22 protein-coding genes are annotated in these 24,303 nt (G+C 71.0%); 14 read left to right on the top strand and 8 right to left on the bottom strand.

All coding sequences use genetic code 11. The features are described 5' to 3' along the window. Window positions 1-29: 29 nt before the first annotated feature. The 4 genes from ACWDUZ_RS18030 to ACWDUZ_RS18015 all read left to right on the top strand — a co-directional run bounded on the left by ACWDUZ_RS18030 (window position 30) and on the right by ACWDUZ_RS18015 (window position 6,319). Window positions 30-3,839 (top strand): multifunctional oxoglutarate decarboxylase/oxoglutarate dehydrogenase thiamine pyrophosphate-binding subunit/dihydrolipoyllysine-residue succinyltransferase subunit, encoded by a 3,810-nt coding sequence (locus ACWDUZ_RS18030; protein ID WP_451632779.1) that lies wholly within the window; start codon window positions 30-32, stop codon window positions 3,837-3,839. A gap of 95 nt (window positions 3,840-3,934) precedes the next feature. After that, window positions 3,935-4,114 carry a DUF6104 family protein gene (locus tag ACWDUZ_RS18025; RefSeq protein WP_003992906.1) on the top strand — a complete coding sequence of 60 codons (180 nt, stop codon included), beginning with the start codon at window positions 3,935-3,937 and terminating at the stop codon, window positions 4,112-4,114. Window positions 4,115-4,377: 263 nt separating this feature from the next. Next, a complete protein-coding gene (locus ACWDUZ_RS18020; protein WP_451632778.1) occupies window positions 4,378-5,274 on the top strand; it encodes a DUF4097 family beta strand repeat-containing protein in 897 nt (298 codons plus the stop codon). A gap of 1 nt (window position 5,275) precedes the next feature. Then, window positions 5,276-6,319 (top strand): helix-turn-helix transcriptional regulator, encoded by a 1,044-nt coding sequence (locus tag ACWDUZ_RS18015; protein WP_451632777.1) that lies wholly within the window; start codon window positions 5,276-5,278, stop codon window positions 6,317-6,319. Between the two features lie 87 nt (window positions 6,320-6,406). Here the strand turns inward: ACWDUZ_RS18015 and ACWDUZ_RS18010 are convergent, their stop codons facing one another. Then, a complete protein-coding gene (locus ACWDUZ_RS18010; protein ID WP_451632776.1) occupies window positions 6,407-7,372 on the bottom strand; it encodes a zinc-binding dehydrogenase in 966 nt (321 codons plus the stop codon). Between the two features lie 193 nt (window positions 7,373-7,565). Then, on the bottom strand, window positions 7,566-8,789 hold the full coding sequence (locus ACWDUZ_RS18005; RefSeq protein ID WP_451632775.1) for an NAD(P)-dependent malic enzyme: 1,224 nt from the start codon (window positions 8,787-8,789) through the stop codon (window positions 7,566-7,568). Between the two features lie 548 nt (window positions 8,790-9,337). On the opposite strand from ACWDUZ_RS18005, the gene ACWDUZ_RS18000 reads away from it, so the two are divergent. Genes ACWDUZ_RS18000 through ACWDUZ_RS17990 form a run of 3 tightly spaced genes read left to right on the top strand, consistent with a single transcriptional unit; the run spans window position 9,338 to window position 12,070 of the window. After that, a complete protein-coding gene (locus tag ACWDUZ_RS18000; RefSeq protein ID WP_451632774.1) occupies window positions 9,338-10,297 on the top strand; it encodes an ABC transporter substrate-binding protein in 960 nt (319 codons plus the stop codon). A gap of 31 nt (window positions 10,298-10,328) precedes the next feature. Next, window positions 10,329-11,267 (top strand): amino acid ABC transporter permease, encoded by a 939-nt coding sequence (locus ACWDUZ_RS17995; protein ID WP_451632773.1) that lies wholly within the window; start codon window positions 10,329-10,331, stop codon window positions 11,265-11,267. Window positions 11,268-11,317: 50 nt separating this feature from the next. Next, the gene (locus ACWDUZ_RS17990) at window positions 11,318-12,070 is read left to right on the top strand and encodes an amino acid ABC transporter ATP-binding protein (protein WP_451632814.1); all 753 of its coding nucleotides are present in this window, start codon (window positions 11,318-11,320) and stop codon (window positions 12,068-12,070) included. A 114-nt stretch (window positions 12,071-12,184) separates the two neighbouring features. On the opposite strand, the gene ACWDUZ_RS17985 is transcribed toward ACWDUZ_RS17990, so the two are convergent. Then, a complete protein-coding gene (locus ACWDUZ_RS17985) occupies window positions 12,185-12,961 on the bottom strand; it encodes a class I SAM-dependent methyltransferase (RefSeq protein ID WP_451632772.1) in 777 nt (258 codons plus the stop codon). Window positions 12,962-13,059: 98 nt separating this feature from the next. On the opposite strand from ACWDUZ_RS17985, the gene ACWDUZ_RS17980 reads away from it, so the two are divergent. Continuing rightward, window positions 13,060-13,710 (top strand): CGNR zinc finger domain-containing protein, encoded by a 651-nt coding sequence (locus ACWDUZ_RS17980; RefSeq protein ID WP_451632771.1) that lies wholly within the window; start codon window positions 13,060-13,062, stop codon window positions 13,708-13,710. On the opposite strand, the gene sodX is transcribed toward ACWDUZ_RS17980, so the two are convergent. Further along, window positions 13,593-14,027, bottom strand: coding sequence for a nickel-type superoxide dismutase maturation protease (gene sodX / locus ACWDUZ_RS17975; protein ID WP_451632813.1), 435 nt, complete (start codon window positions 14,025-14,027; stop codon window positions 13,593-13,595). The two genes, ACWDUZ_RS17980 and sodX, sit on opposite strands and share 118 nt — an antisense overlap. A 145-nt stretch (window positions 14,028-14,172) precedes the next feature. On the opposite strand from sodX, the gene sodN reads away from it, so the two are divergent. Next, entirely contained in the window at window positions 14,173-14,568 is a 396-nt protein-coding gene (gene sodN / locus ACWDUZ_RS17970) for a superoxide dismutase, Ni (protein WP_451632770.1), read from the top strand. A gap of 222 nt (window positions 14,569-14,790) precedes the next feature. Next, window positions 14,791-15,573, top strand: a complete 783-nt coding sequence (locus ACWDUZ_RS17965; RefSeq protein WP_451632769.1) for a VOC family protein — start codon at window positions 14,791-14,793, stop codon at window positions 15,571-15,573. A 29-nt stretch (window positions 15,574-15,602) separates the two neighbouring features. On the opposite strand, the gene ACWDUZ_RS17960 is transcribed toward ACWDUZ_RS17965, so the two are convergent. From ACWDUZ_RS17960 to ACWDUZ_RS17950, 3 genes are all read right to left on the bottom strand, one after another. Beyond that, window positions 15,603-16,235 carry a GNAT family N-acetyltransferase gene (locus ACWDUZ_RS17960; RefSeq protein WP_451632768.1) on the bottom strand — a complete coding sequence of 211 codons (633 nt, stop codon included), beginning with the start codon at window positions 16,233-16,235 and terminating at the stop codon, window positions 15,603-15,605. A 264-nt stretch (window positions 16,236-16,499) separates the two neighbouring features. Beyond that, the gene (locus ACWDUZ_RS17955; protein ID WP_451632767.1) at window positions 16,500-17,699 is read right to left on the bottom strand and encodes a family 2 encapsulin nanocompartment cargo protein polyprenyl transferase; all 1,200 of its coding nucleotides are present in this window, start codon (window positions 17,697-17,699) and stop codon (window positions 16,500-16,502) included. A 130-nt stretch (window positions 17,700-17,829) separates the two neighbouring features. Further along, a complete protein-coding gene (locus ACWDUZ_RS17950) occupies window positions 17,830-19,236 on the bottom strand; it encodes a family 2B encapsulin nanocompartment shell protein (RefSeq protein WP_451632766.1) in 1,407 nt (468 codons plus the stop codon). 219 nt (window positions 19,237-19,455) lie between these two features. Here ACWDUZ_RS17950 and ACWDUZ_RS17945 point away from each other — a divergent pair, with 219 nt between their 5' ends. Continuing rightward, window positions 19,456-20,364: a 1-aminocyclopropane-1-carboxylate deaminase/D-cysteine desulfhydrase gene (locus ACWDUZ_RS17945; protein WP_451632765.1), complete on the top strand. Its 909-nt coding sequence runs from the start codon at window positions 19,456-19,458 to the stop codon at window positions 20,362-20,364. 34 nt (window positions 20,365-20,398) lie between these two features. On the opposite strand, the gene ACWDUZ_RS17940 is transcribed toward ACWDUZ_RS17945, so the two are convergent. Further along, complete coding sequence (locus tag ACWDUZ_RS17940) at window positions 20,399-21,994, bottom strand: Na+/H+ antiporter (RefSeq protein ID WP_451632764.1); 1,596 nt, start codon at window positions 21,992-21,994, stop codon at window positions 20,399-20,401. Window positions 21,995-22,072: 78 nt separating this feature from the next. Here ACWDUZ_RS17940 and ACWDUZ_RS17935 point away from each other — a divergent pair, with 78 nt between their 5' ends. From ACWDUZ_RS17935 to ACWDUZ_RS17925, 3 genes are all read left to right on the top strand, one after another. Continuing rightward, window positions 22,073-22,333 (top strand): UBP-type zinc finger domain-containing protein, encoded by a 261-nt coding sequence (locus ACWDUZ_RS17935; RefSeq protein WP_451632763.1) that lies wholly within the window; start codon window positions 22,073-22,075, stop codon window positions 22,331-22,333. A gap of 249 nt (window positions 22,334-22,582) precedes the next feature. Further along, window positions 22,583-22,999, top strand: coding sequence for an ATP-binding protein (locus ACWDUZ_RS17930; RefSeq protein ID WP_100828178.1), 417 nt, complete (start codon window positions 22,583-22,585; stop codon window positions 22,997-22,999). A 17-nt stretch (window positions 23,000-23,016) separates the two neighbouring features. Beyond that, window positions 23,017-24,255: an RNA polymerase sigma factor SigF gene (locus ACWDUZ_RS17925; protein ID WP_451632762.1), complete on the top strand. Its 1,239-nt coding sequence runs from the start codon at window positions 23,017-23,019 to the stop codon at window positions 24,253-24,255. Window positions 24,256-24,303: the final 48 nt, after the last annotated feature.

Here is a 24,303-nt window from a genome sequence, read left to right as displayed (position 1 = left end):
TTGTGAAGCGGAAGAGGGCGGTTGCCGCCGTGTCGCCACAGTCCCCCAGTAACTCGAGCATCTCCACCTCCGACGACCAGGCCGGGAAGAACCCCGCTGCCGCGTTCGGTGCCAACGAGTGGCTCGTCGACGAGATCTATCAGCAGTACCTCCAGGACCCGAACTCCGTAGACCGCGCCTGGTGGGACTTCTTCGCCGACTACAAGCCGGGCGCCGCCGCGGCTGTCTCCTCGGCACCGTCGGGCACTACGGCCGCGGGGGCCGCAGCGACCGCCACGCCCGCCCAGGCGCCCGCCGCCCCGGCCAAGCCCGCGCAGGCCTCGGCCGCGCCGAAGCCCGCCGCCGCGCAGGCCCCCGCCCCGGCTCCGGCCCCCGCGCCGGCGCAGCCCGCCGCGCCGGCTCCGGCGCCCGCGAAGCCCGCCGCCGCCAAGCCGGCCGCCGCGCAGCCCGCGCCCGCCGCCGAGGCCCCCGCCGGTCCCGAGTTCGTGACGCTGCGCGGCCCGTCCGCCGCGGTCGCCAAGAACATGAACGCCTCCCTGGAGCTGCCCACGGCCACGTCCGTGCGCGCGGTCCCGGTGAAGCTGCTGTTCGACAACCGCATCGTCATCAACAACCACCTCAAGCGGGCCCGCGGCGGGAAGATCTCCTTCACGCACCTCATCGGCTACGCCATGGTCCAGGCGATCAAGGCCATGCCGTCGATGAACTACTCCTTCGCGCAGAAGGACGGCAAGCCCACCCTGGTCAAGCCGGAGCACGTCAACCTCGGTCTCGCCATCGACCTGGTGAAGCCGGGCGGCGAGCGCCAGCTGGTCGTCGCGGCCATCAAGAAGGCCGAGACGCTGAACTTCTTCGAGTTCTGGCAGGCCTACGAGGACATCGTCCGCCGCGCCCGCGACGGCAAGCTGACGATGGACGACTTCACCGGCGTCACCGTCTCCCTCACCAACCCCGGCGGCCTCGGCACGGTCCACTCGGTGCCGCGTCTGATGCCCGGCCAGTCGGTGATCATGGGCGTCGGCTCCATGGACTACCCCGCGGAGTTCCAGGGCACCTCCCAGGACACCCTGAACAAGCTCGGCATCTCGAAGGTCATGACGCTCACGTCGACCTACGACCACCGGGTGATCCAGGGCGCCGCCTCCGGCGAGTTCCTGCGCGTCGTCGCCAACCTGCTCCTCGGCGAGAACGGCTTCTACGACGAGATCTTCGAGGCGCTGCGCATCCCCTACGAGCCGGTCCGCTGGCTGAAGGACATCGACGCCTCGCACGACGACGACGTCACCAAGGCCGCCCGCGTCTTCGAGCTGATCCACTCCTACCGGGTCCGCGGCCACGTCATGGCCGACACCGACCCGCTGGAGTACCGCCAGCGCAAGCACCCCGACCTGGACATCGTCGAGCACGGCCTCACCCTGTGGGACCTGGAGCGCGAGTTCGCCGTCGGCGGCTTCGCCGGCAAGTCGATGATGAAGCTGCGCGACATCCTCGGCGTACTGCGCGACTCGTACTGCCGCACGGTCGGCATCGAGTTCATGCACATCCAGGACCCCAAGCAGCGCAAGTGGATCCAGGACCGCGTGGAGCGCCCGCACTCCAAGCCGGAGCGCGAGGAGCAGCTGCGCATCCTGCGCCGGCTGAACGCGGCGGAGGCCTTCGAGACCTTCCTGCAGACGAAGTACGTCGGCCAGAAGCGCTTCTCCCTGGAGGGCGGCGAGTCCGTCATCCCGCTGCTGGACGCGGTCATCGACTCGGCGGCCGAGTCCCGCCTGGACGAGGTCGTCATCGGCATGGCCCACCGCGGCCGGCTGAACGTCCTGGCGAACATCGTCGGCAAGTCCTACGCGCAGATCTTCCGTGAGTTCGAGGGCAACCTCGACCCGAAGTCGATGCACGGCTCCGGCGACGTGAAGTACCACCTGGGCGCCGAGGGCACCTTCACCGGCCTGGACGGCGAGCAGATCAAGGTCTCGCTGGTCGCCAACCCCTCGCACCTGGAGGCGGTCGACCCGGTCCTGGAGGGTGTCTCCCGCGCCAAGCAGGACATCATCGGCAAGGGCGGCACGGACTTCACCGTCCTGCCGGTGGCGATCCACGGCGACGCGGCCTTCGCGGGCCAGGGCGTGGTGGCCGAGACCCTGAACATGTCGCAGCTGCGCGGCTACCGCACCGGCGGCACCGTCCACGTCGTCATCAACAACCAGGTCGGCTTCACCGCGGCCCCCGAGTCCTCGCGTTCCTCCATGTACGCCACGGACGTGGCCCGCATGATCGAGGCCCCGATCTTCCACGTGAACGGCGACGACCCCGAGGCCGTCGTGCGCGTCGCCCGTCTGGCCTTCGAGTTCCGCCAGGCGTTCAACAAGGACGTGGTGATCGACCTCATCTGCTACCGCCGCCGCGGTCACAACGAGTCGGACAACCCGGCCTTCACCCAGCCGCTGATGTACGACCTGATCGACAAGAAGCGCTCGGTGCGCAAGCTGTACACCGAGTCCCTCATCGGTCGCGGCGACATCACCCTGGAAGAGGCCGAGCAGGCGCTGCAGGACTACCAGGGCCAGCTGGAGAAGGTCTTCACCGAGGTCCGCGAGGCCACCTCCCAGCCCGTTCCGGGCGAGGCCGAGGCGCCGCAGGACGGCTTCCCGGTGGCCGTCCCGACGGCTGTGTCCGCCGAGGTCGTCAAGCGCATCGCCGCGTCCCAGGTGAACGTCCCCGACCACATCACCGTCCACCCGCGTCTGCTGCCGCAGCTGCAGCGCCGGGCGGCCATGGTCGAGGACGGCACCATCGACTGGGGCATGGGCGAGACCCTCGCCATCGGCTCGCTGCTGCTGGAGGGCACCCCGGTCCGCCTGGCGGGCCAGGACTCCCAGCGCGGCACCTTCGGCCAGCGCCACGCGGTGATCATCGACCGCGAGACGGGCGAGGACTTCACCCCGCTGATGTACCTCTCCGAGGACCAGGCCCGCCTGAACGTCTACAACTCCCTGCTCTCCGAGTACGCGGCGATGGGCTTCGAGTACGGCTACTCGCTCGCCCGCCCCGACGCGCTCGTGATGTGGGAGGCCCAGTTCGGCGACTTCACCAACGGCGCGCAGACGGTCGTGGACGAGTTCATCTCGTCCGCGGAGCAGAAGTGGGGCCAGACGAGCGGCGTAGTCCTCCTGCTCCCGCACGGCTACGAGGGCCAGGGCCCGGACCACTCCTCGGCCCGCCCGGAGCGCTTCCTCCAGCTGTGCGCGCAGAACAACATGACGGTCGCGATGCCGACCTCGCCGTCGAACTACTTCCACCTCCTGCGGTGGCAGGTGCACAACCCGCACCACAAGCCGCTGGTCGTCTTCACCCCGAAGTCGATGCTGCGCCTGAAGGCCGCGGCCTCGAAGGCGGAGGAGTTCACCACGGGCGAGTTCCGGCCGGTCATCGGCGACGCGTCGGTCGACCCGAGCGCGGTGCGCAAGGTCGTCTTCTGCGCCGGCAAGGTCTACTACGACCTCGAGGCGGAGCGGAAGAAGCGGGGCGTGACGGACACCGCGATCATCCGTATCGAGCGCCTGTACCCGCTTCCGGGTGCCGAGCTCCAGGCGGAGATCAGGAAGTACCCGAACGCCGAGAAGTACCTGTGGGCCCAGGAGGAGCCGGCGAACCAGGGTGCCTGGCCGTTCATCGCGCTCAACCTGATCGACCACCTGGACCTGGCGGTCGGCGCGGACGTGCCGCACGGCGAGCGCCTGCGCCGCATCTCCCGCCCGCACGGCTCCTCCCCCGCCGTGGGTTCCGCGAAGCGGCACCAGGCGGAGCAGGAGCAGCTGGTGCGCGAGGTGTTCGAGGCGTGACCGCGTAGCCGCTGCTGCGGACCGTACGCGACCGGGCCGCATCCTCGTCCGCGGGGGTGCGGCCCGGCCCGTTGCGCGCCTTTATCCTTGGCCTCATGTACTTCACTGACCGTGGCATCGAGGAGCTGGAGAAGCGGCGCGGCGAGGAGGAGGTCACCTTCGAGTGGCTCGCCGAGCAGTTGCGGACCTTCGTCGACCTGAACCCCGACTTCGAGGTTCCGGTGGAGCGGCTGGCGACCTGGCTGGCCCGGCTGGACGACGAGGACGACGAGTAGCGGTCCAGCGGCGAACGACGTGGGGCGCCCTTCGGGGCGCCCTTCGCCGTTTCCCGGTACCTCGCGGTGCGCCGTTGTCCAGCGGTGCGGTCCGGCCCTGTCCAGCGGCGTGGCTCGGCCTCGCGGTGTGTCTTGACTTTCCGTGTCCGCGATATATCGTGTTTTCAGGAGGGACGCGATATGGCGTGACGCGTCGCTCTCCGGTCCGTCTCCGGCCTTGCGGTTCCGCGTGGTCCGGTCGTCCGTCCCAGGAGGTCTGCACCATGTCCGAGTGGTCCGTGGGCGAGCCCAGGAAGCTCACCTTCGACAAGCCCGTGACCCAGCTCAACGTCCGCATCGTCAACGGAGCGGTGAACGTCGTGGGCACGGACGAGAGTTCCGCGCGCCTGGAGGTCTCCGAGATCGACGGGCCTCCCCTGGTGGTCACCCAGCAGGGGGGCACCCTGACCGTGGCGTACGAGGACCTGCCCTGGAAGGGCTTTCTGAAGTGGCTGGACCGCAAGGGCTGGCGGCGCAGCGCCGTCGTCTCCCTGGCCGTCCCCGCGGACACGCGCGTCGAGGTCGGGGTGGTCGGCGCCGCCGCGATGGTCTCGGGCATCGACGGGCGTACGGAGGTCAAGGGCGTCACCGGTGACACCACTCTGGTGGGCCTCACCGGCCCGGTGCGCGCGGACACGGTGTCGGGGAACCTGGAGGCGCAGGCGCTCTCCGGAGACCTGCGGTTCAACTCGGTCTCGGGCGACCTGACAGTGGTCGAGGGCGCGGGCTCCTCGGTCCGAGCCGACTCCGTGAGCGGCTCGATGATCGTCGACCTGGACCCGGCGGGCCGCCCCACCGACATCAGTCTGACCAACGTCTCCGGAGAGATCGCCATCCGGCTGCCCCACCCGGCGGACGCCGAGGTGGAGGCGAACACCGCCAGCGGGTCGGTGTCCAACGCCTTCGAGGACCTGCGGGTCAGCGGGCAGTGGGGCGCCAAGCGGATCACCGGCCGGCTGGGCACGGGCCACGGCAGACTGAAGGCGACGACGGTCTCCGGCGCGATCGCCCTGCTCCGGCGTCCACCGGCGGAGGACGGGCCGTGGGACTCCGGCCCGGACCCGGACGGCGGCCCCACCCGGTCCGCGACCGACGGCACGACCGACAAGAAGGTGCTCTGACATGCCCCCCGTCTTCGCTCACGGCCGCCTGCGCCTCTACCTGCTGAAGCTGCTCGACGAGGCCCCGCGCCACGGCTACGAGGTGATCCGTCTGCTGGAGGAGCGCTTCCAGGGGCTGTACGCACCCTCGGCCGGCACCGTGTACCCCCGGCTGGCCAAGCTGGAGGCCGAGGGCCTGGTCACGCACACCACCGAGGGCGGCCGCAAGGTGTACGCCATCACGGACGCCGGCCGTGCCGAACTGGCCGACCGCAGCGGTGAGCTGGCCGACCTGGAGCTGGAGATCCGCGAGTCGGTCGCCGAACTCGCCGCCGAGATCCGGGCCGACGTACGAGGTGCGGCGGGCGATCTGCGGCGCGAGATGCGTGCCGCCGCCTCCCAGGCCCGGCAGGGCTCCGGCACGGCCTCGGCAGGGCACGCCTGGTCGGGTGAGGCCGACGACAAGGAGGCCTGGCGGGCCGCCAAGGAGGAGATGCGCCGCGTCAAGCAGGAGTGGAAGGAGCAGGCGCGGCGCGCCAAGGACGAGAGCCGGCGGGCTCGCGAGGAGGCCCAGCGGGCCAGGCGGGTGGCGAAGGAGGCCCAGGAGCGGGCACGGGCGCAGGCGCAGGAGGAGTTCCAGCGCATCGCCCGACGCGTCCAGGACCAGGTGCAGGACCATTTCGCGCGGGGCGACTGGCCGACCGGGGTGCGCGAGGGGCTGACCGAACTGGCCAAGGAGTTCGGCGAGTTCGGCAAGGACTGGGGCAAGGACCTTGGCCGGGACCTCGGCTTCGGCCGTCCGGCGGCCGGCACCGCGACGGCACCGGCCGAATACTCGCAGACCCCGGAGGACTTCCCGGCCGAGTACGAACCGTCCTGGGCGCACGAGGACTTCACCGGTGACCCCGCCCGTGATCTGGACCGCATCCTGGACCGCTTCCGGGACGACATCCGCGACGCGGCCCGCGACCATGGCGTGACGACCGATCAGCTCCGCGACACGCGCCGCCACCTGTCCAGGGCCGCGGCCCACATCACGGCCCTCCTCAACGCGCCGAAGCCCTGACCGGCCTTTCGGCGGGCCCCTGAAACCGGGGCCCGCCAGGGCACGGGCACCGACTCGGCGGCGCGCCGGGGCAGCCGGCCGGATCGTTCAGGCGGTGGTGAGGACGATCTTTCCGAACTGGCCGCCGGACGCCATCCGCTCGAAGCCCTCGCGGGCCCGGTCGAGGGGGAGGATCTCGTCGATGACGGGGCGGACGCCGGTGGTCTCGCAGAAGGAGAGCAGGTCCTCCAGTTCGTCCTTGGTGCCCATCGTCGAGCCGACCACCTTCAGCTCCAGGAAGAAGATGCGCGTGAGCTCGGCGTGCGAGGGCCGGTCGCCGCTGGTGGCGCCGGAGATGACGATGGTGCCGCCGGGACGGAGCGACTTCACCGAGTGGGACCAGGTGGCCGCGCCGACGGTCTCGAGCACGGCGTCCACCCGCTGCGGGAGCCGGGCACCCGACTCGACCGCCTCCACCGCGCCGAGTTCCAGCGCCCGCTTGCGCTTGGCCTCGTCCCGGCTGGTGGCGAAGACCTTGAGGCCGGCCGCCTTGCCCAGCACGATGGCGGCCGTGGCGACACCGCCTCCGGCGCCCTGCACGAGGACGGAGTCGCCGGGGCGTACGCCCGCGTTGGTGAAGAGCATGCGGTAGGCGGTGAGCCAGGCCGTGGGCAGGCAGGCGGCCTCCTCGAAGGAGAGCCCCTTGGGCTTGGGCAGCAGGTTCCAGGTCGGCACGGCGACCTGCTCGGCGAAGGTGCCCTGGTAGCGCTCGGTCAGAATGGACCGGGGCTCCTTGGGCCCGACACCGTGCCCGGTCTGTCCGATCACGGAGTGCAGGACGACCTCGTTGCCGTCCTCGTCGACGCCGGCGGCGTCGCAGCCGAGGATCATGGGCAGCTTGTCCTCGGACAGGCCCACGCCCTTCAGGGACCAGAGATCGTGATGGTTCAGGGAGGCGGCCCTGACGTCGACGGTGCTCCAGCCGGGGCGGGCCTCGGGGGCCGGGCGCTCCCCCGACTCCAGACCGTTCAGCGGCTGGTCGCGGTCGATTCGGGCGGCGTAGACAGCGAACATGACCTTGACGATAGGGCTGTGCCGACGCCGACGGAACCGCGGGCGCCTGTGACACACGCCCTCTTGCCAAGCTTTGTCGCCCGCCGGGCACCAATGGACGCGGCCGGCACGGGCGCATGTTCGTGTCCACACGGCGAACGGCCCCGTCCCACCGGGACGGGGCCGTTCGGGTCACGCCTGCGACGGGGGCACGTCAGCGACGGGCCACGCCTTCCGCGCGCGCCGCCGCCGCCACGGCCGCTGTCACCGCCGGGGCCACCCGCTCGTCGAACGGCGAGGGGATCACATAGTCCGCGGCGAGGTCGTCGCCGACGACCCCGGCCAGCGCTTCGGCGGCCGCGATCTTCATGCCCTCGGTGATCCGGGACGCCCGCACCTGGAGCGCGCCCGCGAAGATACCGGGGAACGCCAGGACGTTGTTGATCTGGTTGGGGAAGTCCGACCGGCCGGTCGCCACGACCGCCGCGTACTTGTGCGCGACGTCCGGGTGCACCTCGGGGTTCGGGTTGGCCATGGCGAAGACGAAGGCACCCTTGGCCATCGACGCCACGGCCGACTCCGGCACCGTACCGCCGGAGACGCCGATGAAGACGTCGGCCCCGGCCAGCGCGTCCTCCAGCGACCCGGTGATGCCCGCCTTGTTGGTGAACTCGGCCAGCTCCCGCTTGACCGGCGTAAGGTCCTCCCGGTCCGCCGAGACGACGCCCTTGCGGTCCGACACCGCCACGTCCCCGATGCCGGCCTCGACCAGCATCCTGGCGATGGCGACACCGGCCGCGCCCGCGCCGGAGATGACGGCCCGCAGCTCGCCGATGCCCCGGCCGCTCAGCCGGGCCGCGTTGCGCAGTGCCGCGAGGGTCACGACCGCCGTGCCGTGCTGGTCGTCGTGGAAGACCGGGATGTCCAGGCGCTCCTGGAGCTTGCGCTCGATCTCGAAGCACCGGGGCGCCGAGATGTCCTCCAGGTTGACTCCGCCGAAGGACGGCGCGAGGCGCACCACGGTCTCGACGATCTCGTCGGCGTCGGTGCAGTCGAGTGCGATCGGGACCGCGTCCACGCCGCCGAACTGCTTGAAAAGGATCGCCTTCCCCTCCATCACCGGGAGGGAGGCTTCTGGGCCGATGTCCCCGAGGCCCAGCACGGCCGTTCCGTCGGTCACGACGGCGACCACGGACGACTTCCACGTGTAGTCGTGGACCAGTTCCGGCTGCTCGGCGATGGCGGTGCACACCCGCGCGACGCCGGGCGTGTACGCCAGGGACAGGTCGTCCTTGTCACGGACGGGCACGGTGGCCTGCACGGCCATCTTGCCGCCACGGTGCAGCGCGAAGGCGGGATCGAAGGAATCGAGCGGCTCTGCCCCGCCGTCCTGATCCGTACCGCTGTCGCTGCGAGGATTGACGATCTCCGCTGCCACTTGGTTTTACCCCTTAAGTGTTCATGGTGTGAGGGTGGCCACTCCTGGTGAGGGGTGGGCGGGACCGCGCACGGCCCAGTGAGTGATGCGTTCGGGCACAGACGCGACGGGCGCGCCGCACACGCGCCCTGAGCCCCGGATGAGGGGTGTAAAGAACCTTCTTACCCGACGGACGGCGTCGGCGACGAGTCCATAACGCGAAGGTCACATGACGACCAGCCGACAGGTACCCCAATATGGGGACAAGTCCGTGTCGAATGTTCGGCAATGCCAGCAAATCGCCCATACACGCCGTTGACGCAGACCACAAGGCGAGGAAGGCCGAAGATCTTCCGGCGAGGAGGAGGGGCTGCCGCAGATGGTCCGGCCTTGCCGAGCCGGCCGATCACACGCCGCAGGTCACCCGTTATCCGATTTTGACATAGAGGGTGCCCTGAATGGCCCAATACGAATGGCAAGATGCGTCAATCACACGAGGTCGCGACACCCGAAGGTGTGTGTTCTCGTCGACCCATCGGCATCTCCACCCATCCGCCGGAGGAACCACCATGACCGCAGGCTTCACCCGTCGTACGACCGCCGCGCACACCCGTTTGGCCGCGGTCGGTGCGATCGCGGTCGCAGGCGCCCTGATTCTCACCGGCTGCGGTGACCAGACCAAGGACAAGGACAAGTCCTCCGGCAGCTCGCCCGCCGCCTCCGCCCCGCTGGCCGACAAGCTGCCGGCGTCGATCCGCGACAAGGGTGTCATCAAGGTCGGCTCCGACATCGCGTACGCGCCGGTCGAATTCAAGGACGACTCCGGCAAGGTCGTCGGCCTCGACCCCGACCTCGCCGTCGCGCTGGGCAAGCAGCTCGGCGTGACCTTCCAGTTCGAGAACGGCACGTTCGACGCCCTGCTCACCGGCATCCGCTCCAACCGCTACGACATCGCCATGTCGGCGATGACGGACAACAAGAGCCGCCAGGACGGCGTCGACCCGACCACGGGCAAGAAGGTCGGCGAGGGCGTCGACTTCGTCGACTACCTGACCGCCGGCGTGTCGATCTACACCCGCAAGGGCGACACCCAGGGCATCACGTCCTGGTCCGACCTGTGCGGCAAGAAGATCGCCCTGCAGCGCGGCACCGTCTCGGAGGATCTCGCCAAGGCCGAGGCGAAGAAGTGCCCGAGCGGCAAGAAGCTCTCCATCGAGGCCTTCGACGACGACCAGCAGGCCCAGACGCGACTGCGCTCGGGCGGCGCCGACGCGGCCTCCTCCGACTTCCCGGTCGCCGCGTACGCGGTGAAGACCTCCGGGGGCGGCAAGGACTTCGAGATCGTCGGCGACCAGGTCGAGGCGGCCCCGTACGGCATCGCCGTGGGCAAGAGCAACACCCAGCTGCGCGACGCGCTGCAGGCCGCGATGAACGCGGTCATCAAGAACGGCGAGTACGACAAGATCCTCCAGAAGTGGGGCGCCCAGGACGGCGCCGTGAAGGAGTCCGTCGTCAACGGCGGCAAGTGACCGAGCGAGCAGCCACCGAGAGGCAACACCCGTGACTGCTGACATCGACAAGACGGCGGGACCCAAGGACACGCCCCCCTCCGCGGCGGAGGCCGTCAAGGCCATCCCGGTCAGGCACTACGGCCGGTACGTGACCGCCCTGATCGCGATCGCGGTCCTGGTCGCGATCGTCTACGCGTTCGGCCAGGGCAAGATCAACTGGCACGCCGTCCCCGACTACTTCTTCGACGACCGGATCATCACCGGCGTCGGCAAGACCCTCCTGCTGACGGTCCTGTCGATGCTGATCGGCATCGTCGGCGGCATCGGCCTGGCGGTGATGCGCCTGTCGAAGAACCCGGTGACCTCCGCGATCGCCTGGTTCTACATCTGGTTCTTCCGCGGCACCCCGGTCCTGGTCCAGCTGTTCCTGTGGTTCAACCTGGGTCTGGTCTTCGAGTACATCAACCTCGGTCCGATCTACAAGGACTACTGGTCGGACTTCATGACGCCGCTGCTGACGGCGCTGCTCGGCCTCGGCCTGAACGAGGCGGCGTACATGGCGGAGATCTGCCGCGCCGGCCTGCTCGCCGTCGACGAGGGCCAGACCGAGGCCGCCCACGCGCTGGGCATGAGCCACGGCAAGACCCTGCGCCGGATCATCATTCCGCAGGCCATGCGGGTGATCGTGCCGCCGACCGGCAACGAGGTCATCAACATGCTGAAGACGACCTCGCTCGTGGCGGCCGTCCAGTATCCGGAGCTGTTCCGTTACGCCCAGGACATCGGGCAGGTCTCCGGCGCCCCGGTGGAGATGTACTTCCTCGCCGCCGCCTGGTACCTGATCATGACCTCCGTGCTGAGCGTGGGCCAGTACTACATCGAGCGGTACTACGCCCGCGGCTCCAGCCGCAGTCTGCCGCCCACGCCGTGGCAGAAGGTGAAGGCGAACATGTTCTCTCTCGGCCGCCCGAAGGGAGGCATGGCATGACCGACAAGCTCGACAAGAAGGACGCGGCCACGCGTGACTCGTCCGTGGCGATGGTCAAGGCCGAGGGCGTGCACAAGTCCTTCGGCCAGGTCGAGGTGCTCAAGGGCATCGACCTGGAGGTCAAGCCCGGCGAGGTGTTCTGCCTGATCGGACCCTCCGGCTCCGGCAAGTCGACCTTCCTGCGCTGCATCAACCACCTGGAGAAGATCAACGCGGGCCGGCTGTACGTGGACGGCGAACTGGTCGGCTACCGCCAGCACGGCGACAAGCTCTACGAGCTGCGTGACCGCGAGGTCGCCATGAAGCGCCGGGACATCGGGATGGTCTTCCAGCGCTTCAACCTGTTCCCGCACATGACGGCCGTGGAGAACGTCATGGAGGCCCCGGTCCAGGTCAAGGGCACGAACCGGGGCCAGGCCAAGGAACGGGCGATGCAGCTCCTGGAGCGCGTGGGCCTGGCCGACCGGGCCGGGCACTACCCCTCGCAGCTCTCCGGCGGCCAGCAGCAGCGGGTGGCGATCGCCCGGGCCCTGGCCATGGACCCGAAGCTGATGCTGTTCGACGAGCCGACGTCGGCGCTCGACCCGGAGCTGGTGGGTGACGTCCTGGACGTCATGCGCGACCTCGCCGAGTCCGGCATGACGATGGTCGTCGTCACCCACGAGATGGGCTTCGCCCGCGAGGTCGGCGACAACCTGGTCTTCATGGACGACGGCGTGGTGGTGGAATCCGGCCACCCGCGGGAGGTCCTGACCAATCCGCGCCACGAGCGCACGCAGTCGTTCCTGTCGAAGGTGCTGTGACCGGCGTGCCGTGACGGGCGCGAGCGTTCCCGCGCGAAGGGGCGGTACGGGTGACCGTACCGCCCCTTCCGCTGTCCCGGCCCACCGCTTCGGGGCCGGCTGGTGCCGCGGCCCCTACTTCACGGCCAGCAGCAGGGTGTCCGACGGCGAGCACCACACCGGGCGGGCCTCCCCGAAGCCCTTCTCGCGCAGCACGCGCGCGTGCCAGGCGGCGGACGGCATGTCGCCGTCGGCGTGCTCGCCGTAGATCTCGAAACGGCGGGCCGTCGGTCCGGCGAGCACCGGGTCGGCGGCGGCCAGCTGCCACCACTCGGCCCAGTCCAGGGCGCCGTCCCGCCTGGCCCGATCCATGCGCTCGTGCCGCTGGGCGCGCTCGGCCGCGTTGATCCGGGGCGTGGTCTCGTCGATCATGTGGTCCGCGTTCATGAAGACACCGCCGTCGCGGACGAGTTCCGCGACCTGACCGTAGAGGGCCGCGAGGGGTTCGCTGTGCAGCCAGTGCAGGGCCGTGGCGGTCAGGACCGCGTCGTAGGAGTCGTACGGCAGTGCGGCCCGCCAGGCCGTGTCCTTCAGGTCGGCCGTCACGAAGGAGACCCGGTGGTCCCCCTCGAAGGTGCCCCGGGCGATGGCGAGCAGGGCCGGGTCGAGGTCGACGCCGGTGCTGGTGGCCCCGGGGAAGCGGGCGAGCAGGCGGGCGGTGATGCTGCCGGTGCCGCAGGCGAGGTCCAGGACGCGCGGCGTGGTGCCGACGAGGGCCTCCACCATGTCCAGCATGATGCGGAAGCGGTCCTCGCGGTCGGGCATGTACCACTCCTGCTGCCGGTCCCAGCTCTCCTGCCAGGCCTGCCAGTCGGCGCCCGCCGCGGTGGTGTCCGTACCCGTGTCCGTCATCGCTGCCTCCCTGACACCGTTCGCGTAATACCCTGAAAGCACGACCGTCTGTTACAGGTCGCGCTCGTCACCATAGAGCTCCCGCGTAAGGACTACAAGTGGAACTGGCCTATTACTCGGACTACGCCGTACGCCTCGTCAACAGCGAGGAGCCGGCCCGGGGCAAGGACAACCTGACCTCGGTGGAGGCGGTGCGGGACCTGTTCGGCGGCAACGCCTCGGCCGCCCGCCGCGCCACCGAGGCCGACGTGACCCGCTTCCGCTCCGTACGGGGCCGGCTGCGTGCCGTCTTCGAGGCGGCCGACCAGGGTGACGAGACACTGGCCGTGGCCCTGCTGAACTCGCTGCTGCTGGAGTTCCCGGTGAGCCCCCAGATCTCCGGGCACGACCACCGGGACGAGGACGGCCGGCCGCTGTGGCACATGCACCTGGCGGACCACCCGTCCAACGCGACCGCCGGGTACGCCGCGATCGCCGCGATGGGCCTGGCCTTCCACCTCACCGAGTACGGCGTGGACCGCCTCGGCCTGTGCGAGGCCGCCCCCTGCCGCAACGCCTACCTGGACACCTCGACCAACCGATCGCGCCGCTACTGCTCCGACCGCTGCGCCACCCGCGCCAATGTGGCCGCCTACCGCGCCCGCAAGCGCTTGGAGGCCGACCGGGCGGAGAGGACGGGCCTGGCCGCCGACAGCACCCAGCGCGCCACCGCCAGCGGCGAGCGCCGGCCGGCCGGGCGCGGCCGGTAACGGAACCACACCTTCCCCAGGATCAGCTCCTCCGGGACGGTCCCGTAGTCGGTGCTGTCCCCGCCCGCGTACGCGTTGTCGCCGAGCACCCACCAGCCGCCCTCGCGCGGCTCCACCGCGCGCTTGACGACCAGCAGGTCCTGCTGGAAGGGATGGCGCAGGACGATCACGTCCCCCGGACGCACGCGGGCGCCGTACTGCACGACGAGCCGGTCCCCGTGGTACAGCGTGGGCACCATGGACGGCCCGGTCACCTCGGCCAGCCCGAAGGGCAGCACGGCGCCCCTGCGCTCGGTCTCCTGCGACAGCTCCGGCATCCCCGGCACCTCCCCGGTCCGTTCCTCCACCAGTCTCAGTCTGACCCTGGACTTTTGTCCTAAGCCCTAGGGGGCACTCGCGAAAACACGCCTTGCAGGGAGTAATGTCCCACCTGAGAAGACGATCACGAGGAAGGAATGCTCCATGCTTTCCCGCCTGTTTGCCCCCAAGGTCAAGGTCAGCGCACACTGCGACCTGCCCTGCGGTGTGTACGACCCGGCCCAGGCCCGCATCGAGGCGGAGTCGGTGAAGGCCATCCAGGAAAAGATGGCCGGCAACGACGACCCGCACTACCAGGCGCGTGCCACCGTCATCAAGGAGCAGCGCGCCGAGCTGGCCAAGCACCACGTCTCCGTGCTGTGGAGCGACTACTTCAAGCCGCCGCACTTCGAGAAGTACCCGGAGCTGCACCAGCTGGTCAACGACACCCTGAAGGCCCTCTCCGCCGCCAAGGCCTCCACCGACCCGGCCACGGGCCAGAAGGCGCTGGACTACATCGCCCAGATCGACAAGATCTTCTGGGAGACCAAGAAGGCCTGACCTTCCGTCAGACTTTCCGGCCCGCGGCCTCCTCGGCCGCTTCGCCTCCCTGACCGCACCCGGCCCGTTCCGTTCGAGGAGGGCCGGGTGCGGTCGTCTGCGACGGGACTCAGGTGGGTGATCTCCGTCACGGGTGACGGGGCTCGCGTGACGCGTCACAGTCACGCCTGTCATCCGAGAACCGCGGCGGCGCCCGCACAAACCTCGCCCTACGATCGCGGGATGAGCATCCGCTGGGTGTACGCCTTCATCGACCGGCCGGGCGATCGGACCGCCCGCGCGCTCGAGTTCTGGACGGCCGTCACGGGCACCCGGGCCTCCGCGCCGCGGGGTGAGCGCGGCGAGTTCGTCACCCTGGTGCCGGACGGGTCCGGCGGCCGAGACGCCTGCGTCAAGTGTCAGGGCGTGGCCTCCGGGGACGGTGGCGCGCATCTCGACCTCGCCGTCGCGGACGTGCCGGTGTTCGTCGCCTCGGTGCTGCGGCTCGGCGGTGAGACCGTCGCCGGGCACGAGGGCTGGGCCGTGCTGCGGTCGCCCGCCGGGCAGTTGTTCTGTGCCGTTCCCTGGCAGGGCGAGTCGGTCCGCCCGCCCGTCGTACGCGACAGCCGGCTGGACCAGGTGTGCCTCGACGTCCCGCCGTCGTCCTACGGCGCCGAAGTCGCCTTCTGGAGCGGACTGCTGACCGCGGCCGGGTGGCGGTCGGTATCCGGATCCCTCCCCGAGTTCCACGTGCTCGAGCCGCCGCACGGTCTGCCGGTGCGCGTCCTGCTGCAACGCCTGGACGAGGAACGGCCCGCCTCCGCCCACCTGGACCTGGCCTGCGCGGACATCGCCGCGACCCGGTCCTGGCACGAGAGCCTCGGCGCCGCCCATGTCGCCGACCGTCCGCACTGGACGGTGCTCCGCGATCCGGCGGGCGGTCTGTACTGCCTGACCGGGCGGGATCCCGAGACGGGCGGACTACCGCCCGCGGTACGCGAAGGGTCCGCGACCGAGGCGGAGTAATGCGGTGTCGCGCCTCCGTGGGCGCGGGCTCAGGGCCTGCCGGAACCCGGGCGGGGCGCCGGCTCACGCCACATCGGCCACATGCGCGGGCCGTCCGGCAGGTCGAGGGTGCGGCCGGTGAAGGTGAAACCCAGGCGCTCGTAGAGCCTGGTGCTGCGCTCGCTGCTGGCCTCCAGATACGCGGGCAGGCCCTCACGGTCGCAGCGGTCCAGGACGCGTTGGACGAGCGCGCCTCCCAGACCCTCGCCCTGACGTTCCGGTACGACGCCGATCATCCACAGGTAGGCGTGGGCACGGTCCGCCGGATGCGACTCGGCCATCAGCCGGGTGATCTCCTCCACCCGCCGGTTCGCCGGGTCGACCGCCTCACGCATCCGTACCGCCTCGTCGGACTCGCCGGGGCCCGCGCCGCCTTCCGAGGCCTCACCGGCGGGCACCGAAAGCCAGAGCGCGCACGCCGAGCCGTCCTCGGTGACGTCGATCCAGCCCTCGGCGAGCACCACGTCGGTGAAGGCGGCCATCAACCGACGGTGGTTCGCACGGCGGTACTCCTCGCCGGGAAAGACCCAACCGCTCACCGGGTCGTCCTGGAAGGCCTCGTCCAGCAGCCGCACGACCAGTTCCCGGTCGTCCTCTCCGGCCGCCCGGATCCCCACGCCCATCTCACGCCCCTTCACGCCAACTACCCGTGATTGTACGGGCGTTGAGCGTATCCGGTGCCGCGGCCGGGGGTGGCGGGGGGCGGGCCCCGCACACCGTGGGGCAGTGCGGGACCCACCGGACCGGAGCCGCCGAGGGCCGTACGGGGTCAGGAGCCGTACGGGACCGGTGGCTCCGGGGCCTGTGCGCGCTCCGGTTCCTCGCGCCCGCGGCCGCCGGTGCCCGGGAGGCGCCCGGTCACGCGCCGCCTCCGCGGACGCGTCCGGTCACGTGGTGCGTCTGGTCACGAACTCGGCCAGGGCCAGCAGGCCGCCCGCGGCGGCAGGGTCCGGGACGGCCCGGGACAGGTCCTGGACGGCCCGGGCCATCCGGTCCGCCGCCTGGGACTGCGCCCAGTCCCGACCGCCGGCCCGCTCCACCATCAGTGCGGCGCCCCCCTCCTCTCCTTCCCTGTGGGGCCGGGCGTACAGCTCGGCGAGTTCACCGGCGGCCGGAGTGCCGGAGGTGAGCGCGGCGACCACGGGCAGCGACTTCTTGCGGGCGGCGAGGTCGGCGCCGGCCGGCTTGCCGGTGCGGGCCGGGTCGCCCCATATGCCGATCACGTCGTCGATGAGCTGGAACGCCAGCCCCGCCTGCCGGCCGAACGCGTCCAGCGCCTCCACCTCCTCCTTCCCCGCCCCCGCGTAGAGCGCGCCGACGGCGCACGCGCACCCGAGCAGCGCGCCCGTCTTGGCCTCGGCCATGGCCAGCACCTCGGCGAGCGTGACCTCGTCCGGGGCACGTCCCTCCAGAGCGGTGTCCGCGTGCTGGCCCGCGCACAGCTCGACGACACAGGCCGCGAGCCGGGCGGCGGCGGCCCGGGACGCCGGATGCGGGTCCTCGGCGAGCAGCCGCAGGGCCAGCGCCTGCAGGGCGTCCCCGGCGAGGATGGCATCGGCGTCGCCGAACACCGTCCACGCCGTGGAGCGGTGCCGCCGGGTGGTGTCCCGGTCCATCACGTCGTCGTGCAACAGCGTGAAGTTGTGGACCAGTTCCAACGCGGCGGCCGCTCGCGCCGCGTCCGCCCGCGCCCGGGCTCCACCGAGCGAGGCAGCCGCGGCGAGGACCAGCGCGGGACGGATGGCCTTGCCCGCGTTGCCCGCGGCCGGGCTGCCGTCCGCGTGCTCCCAGCCGAAGTGGTAGCGCGCGATCCGGCGCATGGGACTGGGCAACGAGGCGATCGCGGACCGCAGTTCCGGATCGACCGAGGCGCGGGCACGGTCGAGGATCGCCGCCGCGTCGTGCCCGTCAGGTGCGACCGCACCCTCATGCGCCTGCACCGCCGAGCCGTCGCTGTGGCCGCCGCCGGCGGCCCGCGGGCCCGGCAGTGGCTCGCCGGGCACCGATCCCACGGTCACCGCGCCCACCGGCCGCGCGGTCCCCGCCGCACGCCGCGCGCCGGGCGGGCGCGGTGTCGTCTCCGTCATGAACTCGCCCATCCGCTCCCCCTCGGAGAGTCCGCGAACACTGGCGTCTGCGCTGCTGGAGCCGGACCCACACCCCCGGGATGTACTACCCGGACCGGCGGGCGGGAACACCGTGAGCGGGCACGGAAGGTCAGCGCCAACGGCCGACCTCGATGTTCTCCAGGACCCCCAGCGCGTCCGGGACCAGTACCGCCGCCGAGTAGTAGGCCGTCACCAGGTACTTGACGACCGCCTGCTCGTTGATGCCCATGAACCGCACGGACAGGCTCGGCTCGATCTCGTCCGGGATGCCCTTGGCGCGCAGCCCGATGACACCCTGGTCCTCCTCTCCGGTGCGCAGCGCGATGATCGAGCTGGTCCGCGCCTCGGTGACCGGGATCTTGTTGCACGGGAAGATCGGCACGCCACGCCAGGTCGGGATGCGGTTGCCGCCGATGTCGATGGTCTCGGGCACCAGCCCGCGCCTGTTGAGCTCGCGGCCGAAGGCGGCGATCGCTCGCGGGTGGGCGAGGAACAGTTTGGTGCCGCGGCGGCGGCTGAGCAGCTCGTCCATGTCGTCCGGGCTCGGCACGCCGTCGTGCGGCTGGATCCGCTGGTCGTACTCGCAGTTGTGCAGCAGCCCGAAGTCGCGGTTGTTGATCAGTTCGTGTTCCTGGCGCTCCTTCAGCGCCTCGACGGTCAGCCGGAGCTGCTGCTCCGTCTGGTTCATGGGCTGGTTGTAGAGGTCGGCAACGCGCGTGTGGATGCGCAGGACGGTCTGCGCGATGCTCAGTTCGTACTCGCGGGGCCTGGCCTCGTAGTCGACGAAGGTGTGCGGGATGTCCGGCTCACCGCTGTGGCCGGCGGCGAGGGCGACCTCCTTCTCTCCGTACTTGTTGGTCCGCTGCCCGGGGATCGAGCGCAGCCGCCGAAGGTGGTCGCGCAGCGAGTCGGCGCGCTCGGTGACCTGCTCGAAGTCGTGCCGGGACAGGATCAGGACGGTGCACGCGGTGTCCGCGCGGACCGTGTACTCCCAGATGGCCTCCGGGTCGAGGAGCGCCTGCTCGCCGAAGTAGGCACCGTCGGCGAGAAAGCCGAGGACCTGGTCGTCGCCGTACGGGCCGGTGCCGACCTTCTCGGCCCTGCCGTGCGCGAGCAGGTACACCTCCTCGGACTGGTTGCCGAACGAGGCGATCACCTGCCCGGCGCCGATCTCCCGCTGCCGGCAGCGCCGGGCGAGCTCGGAGAGCACGTCGTTGTCCTCGTACCCCCGCAGCGCGGGCAGTTCGCCGAGTTCGGCGGGGATCACCTCGACGCGGTCGCCGGTCTTCACGAACGTGATCCTGCCGTCGCCGACGGCATAGGTGAGCCGCCGGTTCACCCGGTACGTACCGCCCTGCACGTCGACCCATGGCAGCATCCGCAGCAGCCAGCGCGAGCTGATCTCCTGCATCTGGGGAACGGACTTGGTGGTGGTGGCCAGGTTCCGCGCGGCCGCGGTGCCGAGGCTCTGCTGCGGCCGGCCCTGCTCCGTGCGGACCTCTTCGCCTACCGACATAGACAATTGCCCTCCCGCTCATGCCCGGCACGTTCGGTACCGGGCATCGATTTGCAGGTGCCAGCCTTCCATCACGCAACGTGCTCGTGCCATTACACGAAAGAGCGGGAATGGATCACCGTCGCGTCGGGCACACATGGGGACCACGCCCGGCAAGATCGAAGCGGCCGCGAGGTCCGGCCACGAACCACCCCGTGGGCGTCCGGCGACAATGGTGCGGTGACCAGCTCCGCCGCACCCGACCCCGCCACACTCTCCCCCCGCCTCCCCTCCCCCGCGCAGGAGCTCGCCGACGACCGCTTCGCGCGCCGCGGCCTGCGCCTGCTGCTCAAGCGCGACGACCTGATCCACCCGGAGCTGATCGGCAACAAGTGGCGCAAACTCGTCCCCAACCTGCGGGCCGCGGGCGGCCGGACGGTCCTCACCTTCGGCGGCGCCTACTCCAACCACCTGCGGGCCACCGCGGCCGCGGGCCGTCTCCTCGGCCTGCGCACGGTCGGTGTCGTGCGCGGCGAGGAGCTGGCCGACCGCCCCCTCAACCCGTCCCTGGCCCGGTGCGTGGCCGACGGGATGCGGCTGCACTTCGTCGACCGGTCGACGTACCGGAACAAGACGGACGCGCGGACGCTGACCGGCATCCTGCACGCGGCCGGCGCCGAGGGGGCGTACGTCGTTCCGGAGGGCGGGAGCAACGCGGAAGCGGTGCGCGGCTGCCGGGCCCTGGGCGAGGAGCTGCGCGGGCATGCCGATGTCGTCGCCCTCGCCTGCGGCACCGGCGGCACGCTCGCGGGCCTCGCCGCCGGCCTGGCCCCCGGGCAGCACGCCCTGGGCATCCCCGTCCTCAGGGGCGGCTTTCTGACCGCCGAGGTACAGGCACTCCAGGAGCGCGCCTTCGGGGGCCGCCGCGGCACCTGGTCCCTCGACGACCGCTTCCACTTCGGCGGCTACGCCCGTACCGGCCCGGAACTCCACGCCTTCGCGGAGGACTTCGAACAGCGCCACGGCGTGCCCGTGGAACGTCTCTATGTCGCCAAGGCGCTGTACGGACTTGTCGCCCTGGCCGACGAGGGCGCGTTCCCGCACGGCAGCACCGTCGCCGCAGTGGTCACCGGACGCCCCTTCCCCTGACGGTCTCGCCTGGTCTGGCCGGCCACAGCACTAGCTAGGCGGCTTCCCGATAGGCGGCCGCCTCCTCGAGGTCGAGCCTGCGCAGCAGCGTGCGCAGCATCTCGTCGTCGATGTAGCGTCCGTCGCGCAGTCGTACGAAGACGGTCCGCTCGGCGTCGATCATCTCCCTGGACAGCCGGCGGTAGGTGTCGTCCACCGATTCGCCGGTGACGGGGTTGGTCTGGCCCAGACGTTCCCAGACGGCGTTGCGGCGGCGTTCCAGGACCGCTCGGAGCCGGCCGACGAGCGGCGGCGGCAGGGCGTTGCGCTCGTCGGCGAGGAGTTCCTCCAGGCGCTGCTCGGCGACCAGTGAGGCCTGCGCCTGGGCGTTGGCCTCGGCGAGCGTGGCGGCCTGCACGTCACGGCCGGGGATCTTCAGGGCGCGGATCATCGGCGGCAGGGTCAGACCCTGCACCACCAGCGTCCCGATGACCGTGGTGAACGTCAGGAACAGCAGCAGGTCGCGCCGCGGGAACGGGCCGCCGTCGTGCATCGTGACCGGGATCGAGAAGGCGATGGCCAGGGAGACCACACCTCGCATCCCGGCCCACGCGGTGACCATCGCGCCTCGCCAGGTGGGGTTCTCCTCCCGTTCCCGGATCCTCCGGAACAGCAGCCGGGGCAGGAACGCGGACGGGTACACCCACACGAACCGGGCCGCGACGACCACGAGGAAGATGGCGACCGCGTAGCAGGCCGCCTGGGCCCCGGTGTACTCCCGCAGGCCCCCGAGGACGATCGGCAGCTGCAGTCCGATCAGGGCGAACACCGCGGACTCCAGGACGAACGCGACCATCGTCCACACCGCCCCCTCCTGGAGCCGGGTGGCGAAGTCGACCTCCCAGGCGCGGTGCCCGAGGTACAGGGCGACGGTGACGACCGCGAGCACCCCGGAGGCGTGCAACTGCTCGGCGACGGCGTAGGCGGCGAACGGGATCAGCAGGGAGAGCGTGTTCTGCAGCAGCGCCTCCCTCAGGTGCGTGCGCAGCCAGTGCAGCGGCGCCATCAGCACCAGGCCCACGCCCACCCCGCCGAACGCCGCGACCAGGAACTCCTCGACTCCGCCCGCCCAGGTCGCGCCCTCGCCGACGGCCGCGGCCAGCGCGACCTTGTACGCGGTGATCGCGGTGGCGTCGTTGAGCAGGGACTCGCCCTGCAGGATCGTGGTGATCTTCGAGGGCAGTCCGACCCTGCGGGCCACCGCCGTCGCCGCGACCGCGTCCGGCGGCGCCACCACCGCGCCCAGCACCAGCGCCGCCGTCAACGGCAGCCCCGGCACGATCAGATACGCGGCGCAGCCGACCACGACGGTCGCGAACAGCACGTATCCGACCGAGAGGAGCGCCACGGGCCGCAGTTGCGCGCGCAGGTCGAGGTAGGAGCTCTCGATGGCCGACGTGTACAGCAGCGGAGGCAGCAGCAGCGGCAGCACGATCTCGGGATCGAGCGTGTAGCCGGGCACGCCCGGGATGTACGAGACCGCCAGGCCCGCGGCGACCAGCAGCAGCGGCGCCGGCACGGGGGTGCGCCGGGCGGCTCCGGCCACCGCGGCGCTGCCCGCCACCAGCAACAGCAGCGGCATCACGTCCATCTTCCTCGCCCGCCCATCGTCGTCGTCCCGCCCGCTTTTCCGCGCGGTCACCCGCGCGCCCGTCGTAACCTGGCAATCATGAAACAGTGCACGCACGCCGGCGCGCTGCCGCATCCGGAGCCCGAGCCCCGCAGCGAGACGTGTCTGGAGTGCCTGGCGGAGGGTACGCACCCGGTCCAGTTGCGGCTGTGCCTGACCTGTGGTCACGTGGGGTGCTGCGACTCCTCGCCGCACCAGCACGCGACGAAGCACCACAAGGACAGCGGCCACCCGGTGATGCGGACCTTCGAACCCGGCGAGGACTGGCGTTGGTGTTTCGTGGACCACGTGCTGGTGTGACCGAGATTTCGGACGGTTCGAGCGTGTGACGTCTGGGTACGTCAATCCGGCGCGCGCTGTTCCCATTTGGGCCCGCCGAACCCCTAGCCACGGAGCGTATCCGTAGGTTTACTATGAGTGACACACTGGGGTCGGGGTCCCGGGACAGGAATGCCGAGAGCGCGGTAGCGTCACCGCTGAACCACCAATCGCGTGACCCGGGGGCTTACCCTCGGCCCCGAGAGAGCTTGTACCACCTTGGAGGTGAGGGTGTCCCAGATCGCAGGCGAGCCCGCGGCGAACCAGGACTTCGTAGAGGTCCGGCTGCCGGCTGCGGGTGCCTACCTGTCGGTGCTGCGCACGGCCACAGCCGGCCTGGCGGCCCGTTTGGACTTCACCCTCGACGAGATCGAGGACCTGCGCATCGCGGTGGACGAGGCCTGCGCGATCCTGCTCCAGCAGGCCGTGTCCGGCTCGGTGCTCAGTTGTGTCTTCCGGCTGGTCGACGACTCACTCGAGGTCACCGTCTCGGCGCCCACCACGGACGGTCACGCCCCTTCGCGGGACACCTTCGCCTGGACCGTCCTGTCCGCTCTGGCGGGCAAGGTCTCCTCTGCCGTGGACGAGGACAAGACCGTTTCGATCAGCCTCTACAAACAGCGCGGCGCGGGACCCGGGCCGGCGTGAGGAACGGGGACGGGCCGGTGCGGGACGAAGAACGCGGCACACGGGAGCTGCCGGTCGAGGGCGGGATTCCGCCCCGCGCGGACGGGGCCGGAGCCCGGAGCGAGGACGGTCCGGCCGACCTCGGCGCTCCGGCCGGTCAGAGCGGTCCAGGCCGTCAGAACGGCTCGGGCGGTCAGGGCGGGCAGGCCGGTCCGACGGGGCCTGCGCACCCTGTCGGCATCGACGGCATCCCCGAACAGGCACGGCCGCACCCCGACGACGAACCGCTTCCGCTCGGCCTGCCGGGCGAGGAGCGGCCGGAGCGGGACGACGCCGTTCAGAGCTTGCCTCCACCGGCGCGGAGCGATGCCTCCGCCGCCCATGGGGGTCCCTCCACTCGGCCCAGGCCGAGGGCGGGGGAGGAGGCGAGGGCTCGGGGAAGGGCAACGGGCGGGACGATGAGCGGGCACGAGCGAAACTCCGAGGACGAGGCGCACACCGTGCACGGCACCCACCACGCCTCGCAGGACCGCAGTGGCGCACGCGCGATGTTCGTCGAGCTGCGGGCCCTGAAGGAGGGCAGCCCGCAGTACGCCGAGCTGCGCAATCAGCTCGTCCGCATGCACCTGCCGCTCGTCGAGCACCTCGCGCGCCGCTTCCGCAACCGCGGGGAGCCGCTGGACGACCTGACCCAGGTGGCCACGATCGGCCTGATCAAGTCGGTCGACCGGTTCGACCCGGACCGCGGCGTGGAGTTCTCCACGTACGCCACCCCGACGGTCGTCGGCGAGATCAAGCGGCACTTCCGGGACAAGGGCTGGGCGGTGCGCGTGCCGCGGCGGCTGCAGGAGCTGCGGCTGGCGCTCACCACGGCGACCGCCGAACTGTCCCAGCTGCACGGGCGCTCCCCCACTGTCCACGAACTCGCCGAGAAACTCGCCATCTCCGAGGAGGAGGTCCTGGAGGGCCTGGAGTCGGCCAACGCCTACTCCACGCTGTCGCTGGACGTCCCTGACACCGACGACGAGTCCCCTGCGGTCGCGGACACCCTCGGCGCCGAGGACGAGGCGCTGGAGGGCGTGGAGTACCGCGAGTCGCTGAAGCCGCTGCTGGAGGACCTTCCGCCGCGCGAGAAGCGCATCCTGCTGCTGCGCTTCTTCGGCAACATGACCCAGTCGCAGATCGCACAGGAGGTCGGCATCTCCCAGATGCACGTCTCCCGGCTGCTGGCCCGCACCCTGGCCCAGCTGCGCGAGAAGCTCCTCGTGGAGGAGTGACATCCGGACAGGGGCCGCCCGGTCACCCCCCGGCCCCTCCCGCCCCGT

It is taken from the genome of Streptomyces sp. NPDC003393, assembly GCF_053589015.1.
The sequence above is the reverse complement of the archived record's forward strand: the minus strand, read 5'-3'. Positions and strand labels throughout refer to the sequence as shown.